Origin of the sequence: Anabaena sp. CCY 9402-a (assembly GCF_963920945.1) — a bacterium.
GTDB lineage: Bacteria > Cyanobacteriota > Cyanobacteriia > Cyanobacteriales > Nostocaceae > Trichormus > Trichormus minutissimus.
The window spans coordinates 19,722-40,931 of sequence record NZ_CAWUDL010000026.1 but is presented as its reverse complement, the minus strand read 5'-3'; the positions used below and the strand labels follow the sequence as shown (position 1 = coordinate 40,931).

General features: G+C 41.3%; 21 protein-coding genes. 10 read left to right on the top strand and 11 right to left on the bottom strand.

Translation table 11 applies throughout. The features are described 5' to 3' along the window. Positions 1 to 236 precede the first annotated feature (236 nt). Positions 237 to 2,732: an ATP-dependent helicase gene (locus ACM0OR_RS11830; RefSeq protein ID WP_414576357.1), complete on the top strand. Its 2,496-nt coding sequence runs from the start codon at positions 237 to 239 to the stop codon at positions 2,730 to 2,732. Between the two features lie 99 nt (positions 2,733 to 2,831). Here the strand turns inward: ACM0OR_RS11830 and ACM0OR_RS11825 are convergent, their stop codons facing one another. Beyond that, entirely contained in the window at positions 2,832 to 4,244 is a 1,413-nt protein-coding gene (locus tag ACM0OR_RS11825) for a DUF3370 domain-containing protein (protein WP_414576356.1), read from the bottom strand. A gap of 229 nt (positions 4,245 to 4,473) precedes the next feature. Here ACM0OR_RS11825 and ACM0OR_RS11820 point away from each other — a divergent pair, with 229 nt between their 5' ends. Together ACM0OR_RS11820 and ACM0OR_RS11815 are read left to right on the top strand one after the other, a co-directional pair. Next, entirely contained in the window at positions 4,474 to 4,860 is a 387-nt protein-coding gene (locus tag ACM0OR_RS11820) for a hypothetical protein (RefSeq protein ID WP_414576355.1), read from the top strand. Further along, complete coding sequence (locus tag ACM0OR_RS11815) at positions 4,860 to 5,192, top strand: hypothetical protein (RefSeq protein ID WP_190706996.1); 333 nt, start codon at positions 4,860 to 4,862, stop codon at positions 5,190 to 5,192. The genes ACM0OR_RS11820 and ACM0OR_RS11815 overlap by 1 nt, the downstream gene beginning before the upstream one ends. A gap of 14 nt (positions 5,193 to 5,206) precedes the next feature. Here the strand turns inward: ACM0OR_RS11815 and ACM0OR_RS11810 are convergent, their stop codons facing one another. The 3 genes from ACM0OR_RS11810 to ACM0OR_RS11800 all read right to left on the bottom strand — a co-directional run bounded on the left by ACM0OR_RS11810 (position 5,207) and on the right by ACM0OR_RS11800 (position 7,195). Then, positions 5,207 to 5,638, bottom strand: a complete 432-nt coding sequence (locus ACM0OR_RS11810) for an NUDIX hydrolase (protein WP_414576354.1) — start codon at positions 5,636 to 5,638, stop codon at positions 5,207 to 5,209. 9 nt (positions 5,639 to 5,647) lie between these two features. Continuing rightward, positions 5,648 to 6,100 (bottom strand): DUF3531 family protein, encoded by a 453-nt coding sequence (locus tag ACM0OR_RS11805; RefSeq protein ID WP_190707002.1) that lies wholly within the window; start codon positions 6,098 to 6,100, stop codon positions 5,648 to 5,650. Positions 6,101 to 6,265: 165 nt separating this feature from the next. Beyond that, positions 6,266 to 7,195 carry a Sll0314/Alr1548 family TPR repeat-containing protein gene (locus ACM0OR_RS11800; protein WP_323268388.1) on the bottom strand — a complete coding sequence of 310 codons (930 nt, stop codon included), beginning with the start codon at positions 7,193 to 7,195 and terminating at the stop codon, positions 6,266 to 6,268. Positions 7,196 to 7,517: 322 nt separating this feature from the next. Here ACM0OR_RS11800 and ACM0OR_RS11795 point away from each other — a divergent pair, with 322 nt between their 5' ends. Both ACM0OR_RS11795 and rsmG read left to right on the top strand, forming a co-directional pair. Beyond that, on the top strand, positions 7,518 to 8,192 hold the full coding sequence (locus tag ACM0OR_RS11795) for an energy-coupling factor ABC transporter ATP-binding protein (RefSeq protein ID WP_323268389.1): 675 nt from the start codon (positions 7,518 to 7,520) through the stop codon (positions 8,190 to 8,192). 88 nt (positions 8,193 to 8,280) lie between these two features. Then, positions 8,281 to 9,018 (top strand): 16S rRNA (guanine(527)-N(7))-methyltransferase RsmG, encoded by a 738-nt coding sequence (gene rsmG / locus ACM0OR_RS11790; RefSeq protein ID WP_414576353.1) that lies wholly within the window; start codon positions 8,281 to 8,283, stop codon positions 9,016 to 9,018. A gap of 63 nt (positions 9,019 to 9,081) precedes the next feature. Here rsmG and ACM0OR_RS11785 read toward each other — a convergent pair whose 3' ends face one another. From ACM0OR_RS11785 to ACM0OR_RS11775, 3 genes are all read right to left on the bottom strand, one after another. After that, complete coding sequence (locus ACM0OR_RS11785; RefSeq protein ID WP_323268392.1) at positions 9,082 to 9,690, bottom strand: Uma2 family endonuclease; 609 nt, start codon at positions 9,688 to 9,690, stop codon at positions 9,082 to 9,084. 128 nt (positions 9,691 to 9,818) lie between these two features. Beyond that, entirely contained in the window at positions 9,819 to 10,949 is a 1,131-nt protein-coding gene (locus ACM0OR_RS11780; RefSeq protein ID WP_414576352.1) for an aldo/keto reductase, read from the bottom strand. Between the two features lie 304 nt (positions 10,950 to 11,253). After that, positions 11,254 to 11,751, bottom strand: a complete 498-nt coding sequence (locus ACM0OR_RS11775) for a bifunctional nuclease family protein (protein ID WP_190707018.1) — start codon at positions 11,749 to 11,751, stop codon at positions 11,254 to 11,256. A gap of 338 nt (positions 11,752 to 12,089) precedes the next feature. Between ACM0OR_RS11775 and ACM0OR_RS11770 the strand changes: the two genes are divergently transcribed. Continuing rightward, positions 12,090 to 12,767: a riboflavin synthase gene (locus ACM0OR_RS11770; protein ID WP_414576351.1), complete on the top strand. Its 678-nt coding sequence runs from the start codon at positions 12,090 to 12,092 to the stop codon at positions 12,765 to 12,767. Between the two features lie 86 nt (positions 12,768 to 12,853). Here ACM0OR_RS11770 and ACM0OR_RS11765 read toward each other — a convergent pair whose 3' ends face one another. Both ACM0OR_RS11765 and ACM0OR_RS11760 read right to left on the bottom strand, forming a co-directional pair. Continuing rightward, entirely contained in the window at positions 12,854 to 14,428 is a 1,575-nt protein-coding gene (locus tag ACM0OR_RS11765; RefSeq protein WP_414576350.1) for a peptidoglycan DD-metalloendopeptidase family protein, read from the bottom strand. A 100-nt stretch (positions 14,429 to 14,528) separates the two neighbouring features. Beyond that, on the bottom strand, positions 14,529 to 15,410 hold the full coding sequence (locus tag ACM0OR_RS11760; RefSeq protein WP_414576349.1) for a biotin--[acetyl-CoA-carboxylase] ligase: 882 nt from the start codon (positions 15,408 to 15,410) through the stop codon (positions 14,529 to 14,531). A 68-nt stretch (positions 15,411 to 15,478) separates the two neighbouring features. On the opposite strand from ACM0OR_RS11760, the gene pgeF reads away from it, so the two are divergent. Then, the gene (gene pgeF / locus ACM0OR_RS11755) at positions 15,479 to 16,252 is read left to right on the top strand and encodes a peptidoglycan editing factor PgeF (RefSeq protein WP_414576348.1); all 774 of its coding nucleotides are present in this window, start codon (positions 15,479 to 15,481) and stop codon (positions 16,250 to 16,252) included. Positions 16,253 to 16,267: 15 nt separating this feature from the next. Here pgeF and ACM0OR_RS11750 read toward each other — a convergent pair whose 3' ends face one another. Further along, positions 16,268 to 16,963 (bottom strand): potassium channel family protein, encoded by a 696-nt coding sequence (locus tag ACM0OR_RS11750; protein ID WP_190707031.1) that lies wholly within the window; start codon positions 16,961 to 16,963, stop codon positions 16,268 to 16,270. A gap of 177 nt (positions 16,964 to 17,140) precedes the next feature. Further along, positions 17,141 to 18,475, bottom strand: a complete 1,335-nt coding sequence (locus tag ACM0OR_RS11745) for a TrkH family potassium uptake protein (protein WP_414576347.1) — start codon at positions 18,473 to 18,475, stop codon at positions 17,141 to 17,143. A gap of 234 nt (positions 18,476 to 18,709) precedes the next feature. On the opposite strand from ACM0OR_RS11745, the gene ACM0OR_RS11740 reads away from it, so the two are divergent. From ACM0OR_RS11740 to ACM0OR_RS11730, 3 genes are all read left to right on the top strand, one after another. Then, positions 18,710 to 19,552 carry a methyltransferase domain-containing protein gene (locus ACM0OR_RS11740; protein ID WP_414576346.1) on the top strand — a complete coding sequence of 281 codons (843 nt, stop codon included), beginning with the start codon at positions 18,710 to 18,712 and terminating at the stop codon, positions 19,550 to 19,552. Between the two features lie 182 nt (positions 19,553 to 19,734). Continuing rightward, positions 19,735 to 20,691 carry a homogentisate phytyltransferase gene (locus tag ACM0OR_RS11735; protein ID WP_414576345.1) on the top strand — a complete coding sequence of 319 codons (957 nt, stop codon included), beginning with the start codon at positions 19,735 to 19,737 and terminating at the stop codon, positions 20,689 to 20,691. 4 nt (positions 20,692 to 20,695) lie between these two features. Further along, the gene (locus tag ACM0OR_RS11730) at positions 20,696 to 21,163 is read left to right on the top strand and encodes a tetratricopeptide repeat protein (protein WP_414576344.1); all 468 of its coding nucleotides are present in this window, start codon (positions 20,696 to 20,698) and stop codon (positions 21,161 to 21,163) included. The last annotated feature ends 47 nt before the right edge of the window (positions 21,164 to 21,210 follow it).

The window sequence follows — 21,210 nt, the reverse complement described above, 5'->3', positions numbered from 1 at the left end:
AATTAGATTTATATGGCTGACACGGATTTTTGATTTTAACTCAATATATCAAGTGGCGTTGCCTAATTGTGGGGTGATTTATCGCTAGATGCAGCAATGCTTATCCAGTTTGATCAATCTGAAAAATTATATAAACAAACTCATCATCAAAGATAATAAAGCAATCATATATAGTTAGCTTGCTAGAGGCGATCGCAATTAATTACGAATTACGAATTACGAATTACGAATTTTAAATGTCAGATACTAACTTTACTGCTATTGCACCGCCAGCATCTCAAGCGTCATCGATGGAAGTTTTACAGGAGAAAGTTTTAGCCATTCGTAAGACACTGCGCCCTGGACAACAGCAAATGGCTGATTGGCAATCAGGCCCACTGGCTGTTTCTGCTGTTCCTGGTGCTGGTAAATCTACGGGGATGGCGGCAGCGGCGGCGATCGCAATTGCTAGGCAATATCAAAATACAATACAGTCGCGCCCATCTAATCGTCGTCAGTTGGTGGTAGTAACTTTTACGCGATCGGCGGCTGCGAATATTAAATTAAAAATCCGCGAATACCTCAAACAATTATCTTTACCTCAAACAGGTTTCACTGTTTATACCTTGCATGGTTTGGCGTTAAATATTGCCAGTCGTCACCCAAATTTATCTAGTTTAGAGTTAGAAAACGTCACCCTAATCACACCCAATCAAAGCCACCGCTTCATTCGCACCGCCGTAGAACAATGGGTGGCTAATCATCCCCGACTGTATTTGCAGTTATTAGAAGGACAGCAATTTGACGGCGAAGAAACAGAAAGATTACGTCGTCAGTCGGTGTTAAGAACAGAAGTTTTACCAGATTTAGCCACTACCGTCATTCATGAAGCCAAAAGTTCCGGTATCTCCCCAGCCAAACTGCGGGAATGGAGCGAACAAACCATAGATGCGTATGAAATTTTAACTATAGCGTCAGGATTGTATGAAGAGTACCAGAACCTGATGCGATCGCGTGACTTCATTGACTACGACGACATGATTTTAGCTGCCCTACGCGTCCTAGAAAACGACAGCGCACGCCGCATCGAGCAGAACCAAGTTTTTGCTGTATTTGAAGACGAAGCCCAGGATTCTAGCCCATTACAGACCCAGCTATTAGAGATTTTGGCAAGTGATGGAAGTTGGGGACTGGGGACTGGGGACTGGGGATTAGGAAGCAAGGGAGCAGGGGGAGCAGGGGGAGCAGAGGAGAATACTAATAATTTCACACTCCCCACTCAGCACTCCCCACTCAGCACTCAGCACTCCCCACTCAGCACTCAGCACTCAGCACTCAGCACTCAAAATTCCCCACTCCACTTAATCAGAGTTGGCGACCCCAACCAAGCGATTAACTCGACCTTTACCCCAGCTGATCCGATTTACTTTCGGGAATTTTGCCAAGAGTGCGATCGCTCTGGCAAACTAGCAACAATGGATCAAGCTGGTCGCAGTACCCAGATGATTATCGAAGCGGCTAATTTTGCGCTGCAATGGGTGAATAGCTTTTATGGGGCTAAAAATCAAAAGTCTCCCCATCTTCCTAGTCCATTTAGTTTGCAAATGATTCGTCCTGTCAACCAAGCTGATGTCAATCCAGCCGCAGTAGGTGGAGGATTAGAGTTATGTACGCCCCATGATATTCATCACACAGCCGAATTGCTAGGTAATAGGGTGATTGAGCTATTAACAGCAGACCCAACTAAAAGCGTGGCGGTATTAGTACGGGAAAATCGTCAGGGACGTTGGTTATCACAGGCACTAGAACCACTGTGTAAAGAGCATAAAATTACTATATTTGATGTCGGAGAAAGCGATCGCCGTTCCCATGTTCCCCAGGAAATTTTAACACTGCTGCAATTTTGCGATCGCCCCCATTCTCCCGACTACCTCAAAACCGCCTTAGAAGTATTGGTAAAGCGTCAATTAATTCCCACCCAAGACCTCAACGCCCTAGCCAGTCTCCCAGAAGAATTTCTCTATCCCGGCCCCTTAGCTACACCCCAAGCAGAGACGGTACAAAAAGCCTCTCACATATGCCGTAGTTTACTCCGCGCCCGCTTGGAATTGCCTTTATATCAGCTAATTTCCTTTTTAGCTTTAACTTTAAATTACGACCAAGCCGAACTAGCCACGGCTGATAAACTCTCCGAACGAGTCAACAAGCAAATCGCTGGTAATAACTCAATGGGGTCAATGCTGTCAGTTTTAAGTGAAATTGTCAGTTCTGAACGCTTTGAACCAGTGGAAACAGAGGATGTAGAAGCCCGTTACACCCGCGCTGGTCAACTAACAATTATCACCATGCACAAAGCCAAAGGGTTAGATTGGAACTATGTATTTCTACCCTTCCTCCATGAAAACCTCATTCCTGGGCGGTTTTGGGTCCCTCCCCAAAGCCAATTTTTAGGTGACTTTACCTTATCAGAAGTCGCCCGCGCCCAGATTCGCGCCGCCCTCCACGGTGAAGTCAGTATTCCAGAAGTAACCCCAGCGTGGGAACAAGCCAAACACCTCAAAACAGCCGAAGAGTATCGTTTACTATATGTGGCGATGACCAGAGCCAAGCAATTATTATGGATGTCTGCGGCAAAAAAAGCCCCCTTCACCTGGAGTAAACCAGAAAACCTACAAGAACAAGCACCCTGTCCAGTATTTTCAGCCTTAAAACGACAGTTTCCTGAGAGTGTAGTTAGGGGTGTAGGAGTGTAGGGCTATCAGGAAGTTGGAGGAACAGAAAAGCGAAGGAACTGGAATGTAGGACTTAACGCTTTGTTGGGTTGCACTATCGCTTAAGAGAACCGTATTGTTTTATAAAGTTCTCACAGTCAAAACCTGTGGTGGTGTCGAATCTGGGGGATAAATTACATCTACCTGCACATTACGTCTAGTTGCAGGCGGCATAACAAACTGTACCAATGGTTCTAAAACTTGACCAGTTCTATGCCAGAGATGAACATAACGCGTTTGTTGTTTCCCTTGGTCATCAAAATAACTCAGCTTTACCGTACCTCGGAAAAATGGAAAATCTAGGGATGGTTTCCGAAAACGCACGCCACCTTGCGATAATTTATCTTCCTTCAAAGGTGTTTCTAAAGTAACTGTCACCTTTTGAGTTTGATTGGTATTATTTTTCAAGGGCAGACTGAGATTATATTCCACGCCATAATTACCATGCGCTTCATAGGCTGTATCAGAATAACGTACCAACATTTTTGCGGTTTGGTTTTGTGCAGTACCCAAGCGACCACCCCGCAAAGTTACTAAGGGATAAGAAATTCCTTTCCCAGCTTGAGGAATAGTGAGTGTTTTTGCTTGAGGATTATCCACTAAGTTCGCTTTCCATTGTGAACCTTTGGAAACACCAGCTACCCGGCCATAAATCAACACCCCACTGGTAGCATTAGGAGGAGAGGGAGTTTTATCTCTTGGCCCAGCGAAGTTACCGTTATTGAGTAAAGCTTGCCATTCAGCCTGAGTTGGCGCACGGTCTGAACCATTAGCATTTTTCTTGGCAAACATCGCCATACTAGCCGTGTAAACTTTGCCATTACTCCGCAGGCGCATAAAGCTAGACCGACCATTGACAGGTCTTTCTAAATTCCGCACCGGGATAGGATGATTGATTAACATTCGGCTTTGTCCTGGTGGAATGACTAGTTTTGCTGGAAATTCAGCCTGTCGCACCCCCCGCAGTACATCAGCCACAGCCCTAGCCCCTGGCCCGGAGTATACTTTACCATCATTATTTTCTCGGTAAGGGGGTAAGGTGACAAAGGCTGCATCCTGCATCAAATAACTGGCTGCTTGTAATACGCCAATCGTTACAGGTTTTTTACTAGGGTTCTGGATAATTACCCCTATGTATAGGGTTTGTAAATCTTTGGGGGTGTGAGTATAGTGGTGAGCAAATAAATCAAACCGTCCCTGAAAAGGAAAATTGAGGTGGGCGGCTGGGGTTTTCTTATTAGGTGAGGGGAAGGTAGACAGTAAAATTCCCTCTGTTTTAATCCATTCTGGGCTATTGCTGTTAAATACAGGGATATTATCTAATTTGCCAGGTAAAGGTCGTATTTCTCCAGGTTGGACGATGATTTGAGGTTCTGGCTTGGGTGAATTTTGAGCAACGGCTGAATCATCTTGACGATTAGTGCATCCAGCAGTGGGAGTCAGAGTCAGCCCTAATAAAATTATGAATAAAGGTGATACTAATTTAGTTGGCATAAGAAATTGAGTGCTAGAGATAACCTATGCTAAATACAATTGTATTTAAGCTTATTTCTGAAGGCGATCGCTATATTTATGTAATATTTAACTTAGTAAATGGAGCTATAATTATGAATCTATTTATATTATTTGTTTTTTATATGAATATAGTTAGAATAGTTTCAAGCTATCTAGATATACGTTAAATTTGAAATAAGTTTAGTATTTCAGGACTAGAATCAGTTAAATGGAAATACTTATTGAATCAACAAAAGATTTTGAGCAGGATTTAGATAGATTTAAAAATAAAGAAAAATTTAAAATTATTAAGAAATTAAATCGATATGTTGAAATTCTTTCAAAGAACAAAAAAATATTAGAAACTCAGGCTTTTAAACTCAAAGAAATTAAGCTTAGTGATGATTATGATTCTTCGCTCTACGCCTTAATTATTGATAAAGATATCAGATTAATTCTGACTATTGATGATGACCCTATTTTTAACACTACAGTAATTACATTATTCAGGGTTGTTAATACTGAAGATGCTGCAATTGCATACACTGCAATTGCGGAGTCTCTCTACCAAGACTTTAGCTTCAAACATCAAGAAATTGAGGTTAGTCCTAGCTAATGCCACGGATTAAACCACTTCTAGATGAGCATGGTATTATCCATGAAGCTATGGAGATTTTACCTGATAATCTCAAAATAGATTTTCTAGAAGCTTTGGCTGAACTGGAAGATAATGAATGTCATAGAACCAGAACGTTTCCCAAGACGAGACTTCGTAAAGTTAAAGGTATTAAGCAGGCAATATACCGTGCTGATATCGATAAATTATCTGGATGGCGTATTCATTTGCAATATATTGACGGGAAAATTCACTTAAATGACATTATTGAAGGTCAGCGTCATGATGATGTAATTGAAGTGATTAAATCTAAAAAGCATAGATACGATTAGTGTATAAATTTTATTTATACATAATTAAAAAATTCCTCTGGGACTAATCTAAGTTCACCAGATTGGAAGCGGGTAATATCTATCCACAGTGCGGTATGCTGATGATGCTCAGATTCAGAGAACACTAAACTTTCTAATTGATAAAATTTAGAATCGGTAAAATCACATTGATAAAGTTGAATAATTTCATGTCCTTTGCGACCATTGTATATGAATATATTTTCTATACAACCTAAGTAGCGAATATTAGTTAAATCTGCCTGAATCTCTTCTTGGAATTCTCGTTTTAAAGCTTCTATACTAGTTTCACCAAAGTCAACACCGCCACCCAAAGCGCGGTAAAATTTTGATTGTTTCACAGGGTCATAACCTTCAGAGACAAAAATTCGTTTTTCATCCTGAATTAGCCCCAAGGCTATCACCCGGATTTCATTGTGTTTACCCATTGTCTTTAATTAATTATCGTAAATAGAGTAAGTACGACTATCACTATCTTCGACAGGCCAATCTTCGTTTTCGCCGCCAATATACAAGGCTTCGATGGTGACATATTCTTGACTGATTTGGGTGAGAGCATTGATTAAAATATCTAAAGCGATCGCATCGCTTGTTCCCAAGTCAAACCAACAACGTCCCCACTCTCCTTCATACTCAAATTCACCCATATTGTGCATTAACGCCAGTAGGCTTTTGTCATAACCTTGGGTGTCATAGTCCATATAACTTAAATCCAGCCCTGTTTCCTGCACTTGCAAATTTTCAGCATTAAATCCACCTAACTTTCCTAAGTAAAACCAGGAATTAAATACTTCCTCTATATACTGTTTTTCACGTTGAGAAGGGACTGTACTAAATTTCAGCCAAATCCAAACATCAAATTGATTAACTTCACGAAATTGAATGTACATCTTGGTTATTAGGGAGTGGGGAGTTACTTCGACTGCGCTCAGTAACCAGGGGAGCGGGAGACAAGGGAAACAAGGAAGACACGGGAGGTAAAAGGCAAAAGAAAAGAATCTTTTTACTTTTTACTGCCCAATTCCCTATGCCCAAGTCTTAATCACCCACCTGAATTATTTATTTAAACTGTTTACAGCACTATTGCGTTCACGTTCGATTTGTTTTACCAAATCTCCGGGGAGTTGAGATTTTTTGGTTAAGGCTTTGTCAAAATTAGCGATCGCTTCTTTAATTAGTGGCTGGTTTTTGTCTTTTGTACCCTGTTCTTTGAGAATTTGGGCTTTTAGATAATACAACTCTGGGTTGTCTGCTGCAACTTTTATGGCGCGGTTGGCGTAATCTAAGGCTTGAGAGTATTGTTTTAAGTCACGATAAGCGATCGCAATCCCTCGATGAGCTAAATATTCAGGTGCTGCATTGGTTTCTAAACGTTCAATTGCTTCATCTGGGTTAGCAAAGGGTAAACTAACAGCCAGCATCAAATCCATATAACCCTTAACCAAGTTCAGTTCTGGGTCTTTAGGAGAAATCGCCTCAGCTTTATCTAGATGTTGATAAACTTGTCTGAGCCGAGTTAAGGCTTTGGGTGCGCCTTTGATTGTCCCTTCACGAGTAAGAATGACTGCTCCTGACAAAAATTGCCCGACAGCACTGTATATATTACCCCGTAATTCGTCAGTAGCAATCAATTTTTGCCCAGTTTCTAGAGTTTTTTGGCTGAAATTGTCTAGTCCTGCCAAATCCCCGTTAATGTATGCTAAAGATGCCTTCATCGCATAAGCTAGCGGTTCATTTGATTCGCTAGACACTGCTTGTTTGAGATAACGTTCTGCGGCTGGATAATCACCTTTGTAAAAAACTGCTTTAAACGCCGCTTCTGTGTTGTCGCCAATCTTACGTGGCTCACTAGTACGAAACGGATCACCAGCTAGAGTTGGACTTAGTGAAAGATTCAGTGCGATCGCCACACCAAAAGTCACCTGAGCTAGTCTAGTTAATTGGGAAAATCTTAGCATTTGAGGAGAAAAGAACTTTTTAGTCATTACTAGCCTCAGAAAAATTGCGGTTGAAATGGTTTTATATGTTACTTAAAATGCAGAAAAAAGGTAACTAAAAATCACCTCTGTTTAAGCCGTAATCATCTATATACTTAGACACAAGTAATTTTTCCAAGTTCCCATATTGGTTGTAGCTATTACTAATGACTGAATTTGTCAGAATGAGAAAATAAAGATAATTGTGACTGCTTGATTTGGAATTTTAATGAATAATACTCTATGAACCCTTACCGAATTTTCTAGTTGCTCTGGTTGTAGTTAATCTTAATTAGTGAGTTCTTCGCCAACTTTTTAGTAATCTTAACAAATGCTCTATCTCAGAAATCTAACTTATCATCCCACAGCTTGCCCAACAGCAATTCTTAAATCTGTTAATTTGGAATTACCACCCCAAAAGCTAGGTTTAATTATTGGCCCTAGTGGTTCTGGTAAAAGTACCTTACTGGAGATATTATCTGGGCTGGCTGAACCGACATCAGGTAATGTTTTTTGGCGAGAACAAGAACTTATTGCTGAACAGCTACAACAATTAGCTGGGTTAGTATTTCAGTTTCCAGAACGGCACTTTTGCGGTGGTACGATTTTAGAAGAATTACGTTTAGGGCATCCCGAACTAGGAACTGAACGTGTTAGGCAAGCATTAAGCGAAGTAGGATTAGAGCATTTATCCCTTTCCGCCGCACCTCATGCTTTAAGTGGAGGACAGCAACGCCGTTTAGCCTTAGCAGTGCAACTGATTCGCCAGCCAAACCTATTATTATTAGATGAACCGACAGCAGGCTTAGATTGGTCAATGCGTCGGCAATTAGTGAGTTTATTAGCAAAACTCAAACAAGATTGGACATTGTTAGTGGTAACACATGATGCCGGTGATATGCTAGCGATCGCAGATCGTTGCTGGACACTCAAACAGGGTGAACTAGAATCAGTAGACCCTGCAACACTTGAAGCTAAGGCGAAAGAAGCTCAAGCGGCGGTGTGAAATATGGGTGTAGGGAGACAAAACAGACAAGGTAGATTATATCTTTTATGCCCAATCCCCATTGACCTTTTTTTAATTGATTCGACTAATGACTAACTCATTGCCAGAAATGGCAGAAATTTGGCAGCAAACTCTTAATTGGCAACCTACTGACGAACAGAACACGGGATTTCAGCAACTGTATGAATTAATCTTGGAAGGGAATCGTCAGTTAAATTTAACTCGCATTACCGAACCTCAAGAGTTTTGGGAAAAGCATCTTTGGGACTCTTTGCGGGGAATTGCACCACAGCAAAAATTTATCTCGACTCTCGAAACGGGTGCATCTGTAATTGATATTGGTACAGGTGCTGGGTTTCCTGGTATTCCTGTAGCCAGGATTGCACCTAATTCGACAATTACCCTGGCCGATTCTACCCGCAAAAAAATTACTTTTATAGACCAAATATTGAGCGAACTTGCTGTTACCAATGCTAAAACTCTTATTGCAAGGGCTGAAGAAATTGGTCAGCAAACACAACATCGAAAACACTACGATATAGCATTAATCCGCGCTGTTGGTAATGCCTCAGTGTGTGCTGAATATACTCTCCCTTTACTCAAGGAAGGCGGTTTAGCAGTAATTTATCGTGGTACTTGGACGGAAGAAGAAACTACAACTTTACAAAATGCAGTCAATCAATTGGGTGGCGAAATTGAATCAATTGAAGAGTTTACGACACCTCTAACTAACAGTATTCGTCATTGCTTGTATCTACGCAAGGTAGCAGCTACACCAGCTAAGTTTCCCCGTGCTGTAGGTATACCTACTCAAAATCCACTTTAACAGAAAAATATTTGTACAAATAATCAGCCATGACTGACTTTCGGGCGCAGATAATTGCATTCCTCACTCCACATCAACACTCTCCCCCTGCGATTCCACAAGGTCAAACTTCACCTTGTTATATAAATCCTGTAAGCAAATTTCAAAGGGGATATTAACCAAAGATATTTTTTCATCTTCTGCGTCATACTCGCGTAAATTCCATTGCTTTTTACCCGTTTTAGAAAAATGTTCTATGTAGATTTGGGTTTGATCAATTAATACATATTCTTGGAAGGTAGAAATTGTCCGATAAATCTGAAACTTATATTCGCGGTCATAACCTTTGGTAGACTCAGATAAAACTTCAACTATTACCTGTGGGTTGAGAATCATATCTGTGCGGTTATGAAAAAATTCCGGTTCACCCGCCACAATCATGACATCTGGGTATGTGTAAATACGCCTTTGAGGTATCCATAAACGAACATCACCCATATAAACGCGATAGTTTTGCTTTCTGAATGCAAAATTCAACTCAGTGCTTAAATTAAGTGCTATTTGATTATGATTTACTGTTCCACCTGCCATTGGAATTATTTGCCCGTCAATATATTCACTTTTGTATTCAGCCGCTTCTTCTAGTGCTAAATATTCCTCTGGGGTGTAATATCGCTGTTGCGTTATTTGCATAATTTTATTAGGTAGCGACAGCCTCAACAGATTTTAACAATCTTACTAAACACTTTAACTCAGTCGTTAGGCAAGATATGCTACTGCTCTATATTCTAAATTACGAATTACGTATTACGAATTACGAATTATCCCCAAAGTCTTCTACCAGATTTTCCTTTAAGTCGATCGTGCGTATCTGCTAATAAAGCAGGAATATCTAAGTTTTCTGGACAACGAGGTAAACAATCACCGCATTCTGTACAACGGTTGGCTTTCATTCCTGGAAACCAATGACCAGCGTTTTCAAACATACCATAACGATATTGCCCGTAATCTGTCATGTCATAGGCTACTGCTAGATTGTGTAACCGCAAAACTTCGGGAATATTAATATTTTCTGGACAGGGTAAACAATCATAGCATTGACTACATTTTTCAGTTTCTAAAATTTGGTTTTGATGATTTTCTAAATTTTGAAAAATTAACTTTTCGGCTGATGTTAGCTCACCATTACTATCAGCAACTTGTAACGGTTCGATTAATTCTTCTGGGTTAGCTGACCCTATACTCAGGGTATTTATGCGGTTGTCACTTAATAAAAACCGATAGTTTAATTCTAAAGGTGAAAATGGCTGACACAAATCTTTGAGGGTTTGCGGTGGCGTGTATAGCCGTCCTCCCTTGTCTGCTGGAGAAATAATAAAAACGCCCATGTCCTTCTCAGTTGCTAACTGAATCGCTGGCGCGTTTCTTTGGAAAAAATAGTAATAATGCAGATTGACAAATTCAAATAAATCTGTATTTATTGCACCTTGAATTACTTCTAATGATCCGTGGGTGGAAAAGCCAACGTGTCTGACTCTACCGTCAGCGATCGCCTCCGCAACGGCTGTCATACAGCCACCTTGGGCTTGCACTAACTCCAGATGTTCCCAAGTATTTAAACCATGAATTCCTAAGCAATCTAGATAATCTAAGTTCAATCTAGTTAAGGATTCATCGATGCACCGCCGCATACTATCAGCATCAGCAGTGGGTGGAATTTTGGTAGTAATATACACTTGGGAACGGGTTACTGATAATCCAAGAGCGATCGCTGCACCCAGATACTCCTCACTTTTACCGTAACCTCTGGCTGTTTCTATATGATTAATTCCCATTTCTAAGGCTTTGGCTATAGTTCGCTGTGCGGTTTCAACATCAGCAAGATAGCGCATTGTACCTAGAGAAAAAACAGATAGATAGAGATTTGTTTTCCCAAAGCGTCGGTAGTGCATAAATTAAGTTTTGAGTTGAAAGTGCTGAGTTTTGGTAATTCGTAACGATGCTCCGCCCCGCTACGCTCTAAGCGCAGCTATGCCGCAGGCTTTACGTAATTAGGAAATTAGATTTTGTTTGGGGTTCAGGTTTGTACTTGTAGCTATTTAGCACGCTGCTCATACCCCGCTAACAGCACTTAGCACGCTGCTCAACGCCCCGCTACCGCTAACAGCACCGACTAACGCCGCGCTACCGCTAACAGGACTCAGCACTCAGCACTGGCTAAACGCCGCGCTACCGCTAACAGCACTCAGCACTGATTTAACTTTCGTCATTACCAAATCGTTTAATTAAATCTTCAGGACGAAGGTTAGAAATAAATTCTCGAAAGGCTTCTTGTTCTGCTTCATCAGCATCCCGATCAACAGGAATAGAAGCATCAGCAATGACTTCTTCCATTACCCAAATTGGAGTATTTGTACGCAGTGCTACAGCGATCGCATCACTAGGACGCGCATCAATTTCTTTTTTAACTTCGCCTTGTTGAACAATTAATGCTGCATAAAATGTATCCTTCTGCAAAGAATGAATAATTACTTTTTCTAGAGTCATACTCCAGGTTTCTAGAATATTGACAATTAGGTCATGGGTTAAGGGTCGAGGAGGCTTTTGATTCTCCAATGCGCCCATAATTGCCCTAGCCTGTTCTTGACCAATATAAATTGGCAACGCCCGCCGATCTGAGGCATCTTTTAACAAGACTATTGGGCTACGGGTTATGGCATCTAATGCTATGCCAGCGACTTTCATTTCAATCATTGGCTAACCCTCTACACTCCTTTGAGTGCTTAATCGTTAAGTGATAAATCATACCCTCAAGCAGGTAACTAGGATCAGGAATAAACATAGGCATCGTTCTCTATAATTGCTTCTATTAAACTCCGAACTGGTTGTGAACACCAGAGTAAATTAAATGGGTCTTTGTAGACAATAACCTTCTTAACCAAGTATGACTTGTGAAGGATGCGATTGTGTTAATTACCTTATAATAAATACAGTCAGAAAATATACTCAAAATTTTCGACATTCTTGTGAGAATTACCAGTGGATTTTCGGACAAATTAGGCAATAAATAGAGTTAGTTTTGCAAAATAACAGTGTTTACAGGATTAATTCAAGCATTAGGAACAATCAAACCTTTAGAGGGTGATTCATGGCAAATCACTTGTGTGAGTCAGTCATCCTCAATTATGCAGGATCTGGCTTACGGTGACAGTGTTGCTGTAGACGGTGTTTGCCTAACAGTAGAAGAAATTTTGCTAGATGGATTTATCGCCTCAGCTTCCCCAGAAACTTTGCGCCGTACAACTCTAGGCTACGAACAGACACAACAGAGTTACGTTAACCTAGAAACTTCACTACGCGTTGGTGGTAAAGTGGGGGGTCATTTTGTTATGGGTCACGTAGACGGTGTAGGCAGCTTGCTAGATGCTCAACAGACTGCTAGTTCTTGGGAAATGACTTTCACTGCACCCGAAGCGATCGCTCGTTACATTGTCCCCAAGGGTAGTATCACTGTCAACGGCATTAGTCTGACGGTAGCTGCTTACGATCCCGAATTATCTCAGTTTAGCGTAGCGGTTATTCCTCTCACCTATGCTGACACCAATCTTCGCTATCTCGTTTCTGGCAGTTTGGTAAATTTAGAAGGCGATATTCTCGGCAAATACGTGGAAAAGTTGCTTCACCCTGGCAAAAAATCTCTCACAACCACAGATGATTCCAGTTTCAATGAAGTTACACCCGCATTCTTAGCAGAACACGGGTATTTATAGGGATTGGGGATTGGGGATTAGGAAAAGTCTTGCTTAACTCCCCCTGCTCCCCCTGCTCCCCCTGCTCCCCCTGCTCCCCCTGCTTTCTACTCCCTCTTCAAAGCCTGTGCTGTTTGTACACCTTGCAATAACTGGCTGAGGGCAACCTGTAATTGTACACCGGGGTCAACAGCCACCCATCCATTCTGTGTGAGGTGACGGACTTCAAAGTGGAGGTGGGGGCCTGTGGAGTTACCAGTGCTACCCACTCGCCCAATTACAGTTCCTGCTTCTACCCACTGTCCTGGTTGAACCAAGATTTCTGACATATGACCGTAGAGGGTTTGTTGTGCAGAACTGTGGTTGAGGACGACGGTTAAACCATAACCACCCAACCAATCAGCAGTGGATACTTGACCTCTAGCAGTTGCCAAAATGGGTGTACCCAGAGGCGCACCTAAATCAGTACCAGCGTGGAAACGGCGATCGCCTGTAATGGGGTGAACTCGCCAGCCAAATAAAGATGTAATGGGCGATGCTACAGCGAGGGGATACATCATACCACTACCACCACGGTAGGCTAATGTACCTGTGTAGGGAATTTTTGGCAATACTGATGCCAAGGGGATGTCATAAGCTACGCTGCTCACACGAGGAGCGATGTTTCCTTCTGCCATTGGTGGGGTTAGTGTACCACCACTGGGTGCAATGGGAGTGGCACTAACTCTAGTGGTGGCAAATTCGTTGGGGTTGGGAATAAATCGGTTAGATTGAAAAGCCCCTTTATTGACGCTACCAGAACTCACCTGAGAACCACGCCATCTGCTTTGGCTGTTCGCATTAGCTAGGGGACGGACTGGTGATGTCGTAGCTAACTGAGCATTTTGACTTTTTCTCAGCCATGTGGGGGATGATTTACCACTGGAATTAGCTACAGATGGTGTTTGAGCGCACGCGCTACCAGCTACCCCTTGTCCAGAAGACAAAATCGTGCGACAACCACTAGAACGTTCTGTGAGAATTACAGAGTTTGGTGCTTGATAAGTACCCGCAGTATTAGGGTTGTAATCTTGGGGGTCAATATAGGCGTTGTTATAATCCTGCTTGGGTTGCCGAACTGTAATGCTTTGATTCTTATCCGATTCGTTAGATGGCTGGGCAACTACTGGTTTTTTATTAGTTAAAGATGGTTGAGCAACTGCTGGTTTCTTATCAGGTACGGAAAGTTTCGGGGTAGTTACTTCTAGTTTTGGTTTAACCTTTGAATCTGGCTCTGGTGCAATTTGGGAAGTTTCTACTTGCGGTTGTGACTTTTTCACACTCAAAACTGGCTCAGTCGGCTCAATCTCAACTTTGGGTTTAGATTGTCTGACTGGTTTTGGTGATTGAGAAACTTCTGGTTTACGTAGTCTTTGTCTGAGTTGGGTTTGCCGTTCAGATAATTTTGGTTGGGGTTGAGATGCTGTTGGTACAACAACATCTTTTTTCACGAAATTTGTTGTTGCTGTCGGTTGGGAATTTTCAATAGTAGGAACGATGTTGTCTATTGATTTTTCTGTTTGAGCAAACACCATACCGCCACTTAGGAGGCTAAAGCTACTTAACCAACACAGACTTTGTGCTGGTAGAGTATGGGCTAGGTGTTTTTTTGGATTATGGGCAGATTTATTGCGCTGCGTCATTTTTTCTCTCAGTTGAGTTGTGTCTTCTTGGTCTAAAGAGATGATGCTAGTGGTTTGTCTTGCCCAAAGAGCGAAATTATGAACAAACCTAATATGAACCTCAAGACTTACGATAACCCAAACTAATCTTACCGGGTTCTAGATAAATTTCTGGTGTTTTCATATCATTTATGCGATCAGTCTCTAAGGATACTCGTAAACTCCCTTGAGGTGTTACGCCGACAACATTGCCTGCTAGATCGTTGACGTAAACGCGATCGCCCATGTTCACCAAAAATTCTAAATAGCGAGACAATAGTACACTTACTCCTTCTTGCAAAAGGCAAGCCATACCGGATTCTATTCCCAGTAAAACCTTACAGGTTAGCATTTCCAGACAAGGGATTGGGGATTGGGGATGAGGGATTGGGGACTGGGAGACAGAATTTGTATAAGTATTCTCCCCCTGCTCCCTGCCCCCTGCTCCCCTGCTCTGTTGCCATGATTGTAAATTGATGCCTGTCTCTGGCACTGGATTTGACCAGTTAATGCCAACGCCAATCACAGCTTGTGTAATTTTGCCTTGGTTAACTTTGGTTTCTGTTAAAATTCCGCCTAATTTACGACCATCTAATACTAAATCATTCGGCCATTTAATCCCTACACTAATACCACATCGACGCAACTGATGAGCAATGCCCCAAGCAGTAGCTAGCGTGAGTTGGTAGCTGGCGTTAGCTGCTAAATTAGGAGCGATCGCCACAGAAAGATATAGTCCCCCTGTTGGGGAAGTCCACTGTCGTCCCCATTGTCCCCTGCCGGCTGTTTGCTGTGTGGCAATAACTACAGTTCCTACACCTGCCCCTTGGTTGATTAATTCCCATAGGGTGCGGTTAGTGGAAGGAACACTGTCAAAAATATGTAGAGAAAACGGTAAATCATCATACTCACGCCCTGCGGTGAGGGCGGCTAATAATTTTTGCTGATCAAGTTCCACAGCCATTAAGCGAAATTCCGTTGTTCAAGTTAACATTGATTGGCGGATAAGTTTCTGTTTAGGTTGGGTTCAAGATGCACACTTGGCATTGGCATAATTGGGAGGGACTACCATACCTAACTTGTAGTCTCTTAAAAAATTGGCAGCACGGCTTTTTTACACAGCAGTTTTGGCCGCGATCGCCCCAGGAATTAACGCAGGTGCTGCACCCAGAAGCATCAGCATATCGCTTAAAACAGGTACATGGCAACACAGTTCTCACCCCCACGGAAATAGAGAGCAACCTGGATGTAGAAGATGCCCTAGCTTTGGCAGATGGTTTAATGAGTGAACTACCCTTACAAGCAATATGGGTAGCAAGTGCCGATTGTACACCTGTTTTAATTGGGGATGTGAACACTGGACAGGTGGCAGCATTACACGCTGGTTGGCGGGGTACAGCTAAGAAAATTGTCCCCGAAGCGATCGCCCGAATGCAAGCTCAAGGTAGTCAGTTATCAGACTTACGGATTGCGATGGGGCCAGCTATTGCAGGCGAAGTTTACCAAGTCTCTGTGGAGGTAGCAGCAGAAATTGGATGCAGTATCTTACCACATAATGACACCCACAAAATTGTTCATGGGTTACACGAGCTACCCCATTCACCATTATTAGCTGACCCCGAACCAGGAAGGGTAAGGCTAGATGTGCGCCGAGTCAATGCTTTGCAAATAGAAAATTTAGGTATTAGTGTAGAGCAAATAGCGATCGCACCTTATTGCACTTACCAAACTCCAGAGCATTTCTTTTCTTACCGACGTGAGCAACAAAAAAAAGTGCAGTGGTCAGGAATTGTTAGTGCGACTTGAAGCGAAGTTCCATGTTCAAATCGGCAAGCGATTAATATCTTTATTACAACCAATCACTACCATTGCTGAACCGCGTTCTAAACGCTTGTAAGGGTCAGGATTAATTTGAAATTTACCATCATGACTCACAGCTAACAAATTTAACCCATAACGGTTACGCAGTTGGAGTTCTGCAACAGTTTTACCGTGAAACTCATCAGGTACGATGACTTCAACAATACTGTTATCTGGGTCAAGGTCAAATCTGTCTAATATAGATGGTTTAGTAAGTGTACGTGCTAAAGCACAACCTGCTTCATATTCAGGAAAGACAACATGATCAGCACCTACCCGTTTTAACAACTTGTAGTGAACTTCACTAGAAGCTTTAGCTACTACGTGAGGTACACCACATTCCTTCACATTTAGAGTTGTGATAATACTTTCCTGAACATAGTTGCCAATAGCTACAATTACCGTATCAAATTCATATATGCCTGCTTCTTTAAGTGCAGCCGGCTCAGTAGAGTCTAATTGTAAAGCATGACCAACTATGTCTTCAGTCAATGCTGCCGATACGCGTTTTTCATCAATATCTGTTGCTAACACTTGGTAGCCTAATTTATGCAGTGTTGAACAAACAGAACGACCAAAACGACCTAACCCAATTATGGCGAATTGGTGGTTATCTCTACGTAAACTACGAAAAAAACCTAACGATGAAAGATTCACAATGTAATCCTTATGATCAATCCCTGTATTTAGGGCAAAAACGTTAGACTGACTTATTAAAAAGTTTTATTTTTTGCCTGTTCTTTTACATATTATCAGGAGTCAATAGTCATGAACCATTCTCTTTCTTGTCTTCTTTCTCGCCTTGTCTTCTTCCCCTACGTACCTACTCCCTAACTAACCCACGAGTAAATTTTCTTCAGGATAGTGAATCCTGGTAGGTTTGGGATCACCTAATAGAGATGACATCAGCAATAAAACACCAACTCTACCTACATACATTGTGATAATTAAAATTATTTTTGCTGCTGTGGAGACGCTGCTGGTAATACCAGTAGAAAGTCCTACTGTGGCAAATGCTGATACTACTTCAAACAAAATTTGAATAAATTCTAGTTTGGGGTCTGTAAGAGCTATGATAATTGTGGACAAAATAACTGTAGAGACAGAACCGACTAAAACACCAACAGCTTTTAAGATTAAAGGAATTGCTATTTTACGCTCATACAATAATACTTCTTCTTTACCTTGAAGAATTGCTTTAGTGCAGCTAGTTAATACGCGTAATGTAGTGGTTTTGATACCGCCACCCGTCCCACTAGGACTAGCACCAATAAACATAAGTGCAATAGTAATAAATAACCCAGCAGTTGTCATTTTACCGATATCTATAGAGTTAAAGCCAGCAGTTCGAGTTGTAACTGATTGAAACCATGCTAATAATAAATGGTTGCTAAGACCTTGTAAGCCAAAAGTGTTGGGGTTTCTCATTTCTATACATAAAAATGCAACTGTCCCCAAAGCTAAAAGTATTAATGTTGTGCTGGTGGCAACTTTAAAATCTAGAGAAAATACTAAGGTAGCCTTTTTTTTGACCAGGCGATCGCGCAACCATATATACATTTCTAAAATTACCTGATATCCAATCCCTCCAAAGATAATCAAAAAGGTAATCGTGAAGACTACTAACCAAGATGACTGATATTTTACTAAACTATCTTGAAATAAACTAAATCCGGCATTATTCCAAGCACTAATACTATGAAAAATTGCTAACCAAATACCTCGATTCCATCCATAATCAGTGACAAAAGTTGGTAGTAATAATAATATGCCTGTAATCTCAAAAATCAGCGTTGTGGCAATAATGGAGCGAATGACTTGCGTGCTACCACTCATCCCTGGACGGTCTAAAGCTTGTTGGATAGCAACTTTTTGGCGTAAATCAAACCTACGTCCAATCAGCAAAATCAGAAAAGTTGTAGTTGTCATGTAGCCCAATCCACCAATTTGAGCCAACATCAAAATAAACAACTGACCCCAAAAGGAAAAATAAGTACCAGTATCCACTACTGCTAAACCAGTAACACAAACTGCGGATGTTGATGTAAACAATGCCACTACAGGATCATTCCATGTACCATTACTGGTAGAAAACGGCATCATCAGTAAGATAGTTCCTACGGCGATGACAGCCAAAAACCCCAAACAAATTGTGCGAGAAACAGTCATAAACAATTCAAAATTCAAAATACCCTACGGGAAGGCAAGCCTACAAAATTGTGTAATCTGGTACTTACTGCTGTATCAAGTAAGACAGGAAATTAATCAATAAATTTTTCCTGGGAGAGTTGATAAACTTTAACCTCCCAGGAAACAAAAACTTTCTTATTTAATTAAAAACACACATGGTAGCCTACGAATATGTTTTTTTAAATTTAGCTTTGTCTTAACACTGCTTTTTTCATGAGTGCAACACTTTACCAGCGAATCCAGCAATTTTACGATGCGTCCTCTGGTCTGTGGGAACAGATTTGGGGCGAACATATGCACCACGGCTATTACGGTGTGAATGGGACTGAAAAAAAAGACCGTCGTCAAGCGCAAATAGATTTAATCGAAGAACTGTTGAGTTGGGCAGGGGTAGAGACAGCAGAAAATATTTTAGATGTAGGCTGTGGTATAGGTGGTAGTTCTCTCTACTTAGCAGAAAAGTTTCAGGCTCAGGCTACAGGCATTACTTTAAGTCCAGTACAAGCTGCTAGGGCTACAGAACGAGCTAAAGAAAAAGGGTTGAGTGCTAAAAGTCAGTTTCTTGTAGCAAATGCTCAAGCCATGCCTTTTGATGATAATACTTTTGACTTGGTATGGTCACTGGAAAGTGGTGAACATATGCCAGATAAAACCAAATTTATGCAAGAGTGCTACAGGGTGTTAAAACCTGGTGGTACATTCATTATGGTTACATGGTGTCATCGCCCTACTGATGAATTGCCACTATCAGCAGATGAACAAAAACACTTGCAGGATATTTATCAAGTGTATTGTTTGCCCTATGTAATCTCTTTGCCTGAGTATGAAGCGATCGCACGCCAATTACCATTAAACAATATCCGCACTGCTGACTGGTCGCAGGCTGTTGCCCAATTTTGGAACATCGTTATAGATTCTGCGATTACTCCCCAAGCAATATTAGGATTATTGCGTGCTGGTTGGACTACCATTCAAGGTGCGTTATCCCTGGGTTTGATGCGCCGGGGTTATGAGCGTGGGTTGATTAAGTTTGGGTTACTGTGTGGGAATAAGTAGGTGACAGGTGACAGGTGACAGGCTTCCGCCGTGAGCGTCAGCCGTTCGCGGTAGCGTCTCTAAAAGAGAACGGTGACAGGTGAAAAATTTTCCCTTGTATCCCTTATCCCTACTCTCTGCTCCCCAAATTCTGTGACAATGGATGAACGTCCAGCCGCAATATCTACCTATCCAAGCTACTCATGACTCAGAGTTCTCAAAACAGTCCTTCGCAAAGTAAACAATTGCCGTCACCTTTCCAGTGGCTTTATGCTTTTTGGAAGTTTTCGCGCCCACACACAATTATTGGTACAAGTTTAAGTGTATTGGGTTTATATTTAGTCGCTGTGGCAATTAGTTCTACAGGTTTTGCTGTGACTCAAATCATGCCTGTTTTGGGTGCATGGATTGCTTGTTTATGTGGCAACGTTTATATTGTGGGGCTAAATCAACTAGAAGATGTTGATATTGACAAAATTAATAAACCTCATCTCCCCCTAGCTTCAGGAGAATTTACCCGGAAACAAGGGCAAATAATCGTGATGATTATGGGGATTTTAGCTTTAGTTTTAGCATTACTAAATGGCCCTTATTTATTGGGCATGGTGGCTGTGAGTTTAGCAATTGGGACAGCTTATTCTTTGCCACCAATTCGTTTAAAACAATTTCCGTTTTGGGCAGCATTGTGTATTTTTTCTGTGCGGGGGACTATTGTTAACTTAGGGTTGTTCCTGCACTTTAATTGGGTACTACAGAAAAATCCATCAATTCCTTTGGCAGTATGGGTATTAACTTTATTTATTTTGGTATTTACTTTTGCGATCGCTATTTTTAAAGATATCCCTGATATGGAAGGCGATCGCCTCTACAATATCACCACTTTTACTATTCAATTAGGTTCACAGGCTGTATTTAATTTGGCACTTTGGGTAATCACAATTTGCTACTTAGGTATGGTGATAGTTGGGGTGCTACGTGTAGAGTCAATTAACCCAGCATTTTTAGTCATTACCCATTTAGTAGCATTATGTTGGATGTGGGTGCGGAGTTTAGCGGTAGACTTACAAGATAAAAGCGCGATCGCTCAATTCTATCAATTCATCTGGAAGCTATTTTTCTTAGAATATCTCATGTTCCCCATTGCCTGTCTTTTGGCGTAAAATCATGTTAGATAATTTACAAATAAATGATATTTTAGCAATTATTGTAGTTGCTATGGGAATTTTCTTGTTGATTTACTTTGCTGGCAAAACTTTAATTACAGCCAACTTATTTCAACAAGGTGTTAACCTTTCTCAGCAAAAAGACTATCAAGGTGCAGAAGCTGCTTTTCGGAAAGTGATTAATATCAACTCTACTAATGATGTAGTACGCTTATTTTTGGGTGATGTTTTAAAAGCGCAAGAAAAAACAAAAGAAGCCACAGAATTATACCAAGAAGTAATTCAGCGCAGTCCTAAAAATCCTGAAGCTTATCTACGACTAGCCAATATTCTGATGCAACAAAATCAACAGGAAGAAGCCACAATTAATCTCAGAAAATCTCAAGAACTATTTCAAAAACAGCGTCAACCTCAAAAAGCTGCAAGAATTAGTCAAGTTTTAGATAAAATGAGTGCTAAATCAACGTGAGTCTCCAACAGAGGCACACGTTAAATCAAGTTAATTTCAAATGTGTG

Excerpts from the sequence above, each read along its gene's own strand:
- ACM0OR_RS11830 (WP_414576357.1), top strand. The coding sequence starts at position 237 with ATGTCAGATACTAACTTTACTGCTATTGCACCGCCAGCATCTCAAGCG.
- ACM0OR_RS11825 (WP_414576356.1), bottom strand. The coding sequence starts at position 4,244 with ATGCCAACTAAATTAGTATCACCTTTATTCATAATTTTATTAGGGCTG.
- ACM0OR_RS11820 (WP_414576355.1), top strand. The coding sequence starts at position 4,474 with ATGGAAATACTTATTGAATCAACAAAAGATTTTGAGCAGGATTTAGAT.
- ACM0OR_RS11815 (WP_190706996.1), top strand. The coding sequence starts at position 4,860 with ATGCCACGGATTAAACCACTTCTAGATGAGCATGGTATTATCCATGAA.
- ACM0OR_RS11810 (WP_414576354.1), bottom strand. The coding sequence starts at position 5,638 with ATGGGTAAACACAATGAAATCCGGGTGATAGCCTTGGGGCTAATTCAG.
- ACM0OR_RS11805 (WP_190707002.1), bottom strand. The coding sequence starts at position 6,100 with ATGTACATTCAATTTCGTGAAGTTAATCAATTTGATGTTTGGATTTGG.
- ACM0OR_RS11800 (WP_323268388.1), bottom strand. The coding sequence starts at position 7,195 with ATGACTAAAAAGTTCTTTTCTCCTCAAATGCTAAGATTTTCCCAATTA.
- ACM0OR_RS11795 (WP_323268389.1), top strand. The coding sequence starts at position 7,518 with ATGCTCTATCTCAGAAATCTAACTTATCATCCCACAGCTTGCCCAACA.
- rsmG (WP_414576353.1), top strand. The coding sequence starts at position 8,281 with ATGACTAACTCATTGCCAGAAATGGCAGAAATTTGGCAGCAAACTCTT.
- ACM0OR_RS11785 (WP_323268392.1), bottom strand. The coding sequence starts at position 9,690 with ATGCAAATAACGCAACAGCGATATTACACCCCAGAGGAATATTTAGCA.
- ACM0OR_RS11780 (WP_414576352.1), bottom strand. The coding sequence starts at position 10,949 with ATGCACTACCGACGCTTTGGGAAAACAAATCTCTATCTATCTGTTTTT.
- ACM0OR_RS11775 (WP_190707018.1), bottom strand. The coding sequence starts at position 11,751 with ATGATTGAAATGAAAGTCGCTGGCATAGCATTAGATGCCATAACCCGT.
- ACM0OR_RS11765 (WP_414576350.1), bottom strand. The coding sequence starts at position 14,428 with ATGACGCAGCGCAATAAATCTGCCCATAATCCAAAAAAACACCTAGCC.
- ACM0OR_RS11760 (WP_414576349.1), bottom strand. The coding sequence starts at position 15,410 with ATGGCTGTGGAACTTGATCAGCAAAAATTATTAGCCGCCCTCACCGCA.
- pgeF (WP_414576348.1), top strand. The coding sequence starts at position 15,479 with ATGCACACTTGGCATTGGCATAATTGGGAGGGACTACCATACCTAACT.
- ACM0OR_RS11745 (WP_414576347.1), bottom strand. The coding sequence starts at position 18,475 with ATGACTGTTTCTCGCACAATTTGTTTGGGGTTTTTGGCTGTCATCGCC.
- ACM0OR_RS11740 (WP_414576346.1), top strand. The coding sequence starts at position 18,710 with ATGAGTGCAACACTTTACCAGCGAATCCAGCAATTTTACGATGCGTCC.
- ACM0OR_RS11735 (WP_414576345.1), top strand. The coding sequence starts at position 19,735 with ATGACTCAGAGTTCTCAAAACAGTCCTTCGCAAAGTAAACAATTGCCG.
- ACM0OR_RS11730 (WP_414576344.1), top strand. The coding sequence starts at position 20,696 with ATGTTAGATAATTTACAAATAAATGATATTTTAGCAATTATTGTAGTT.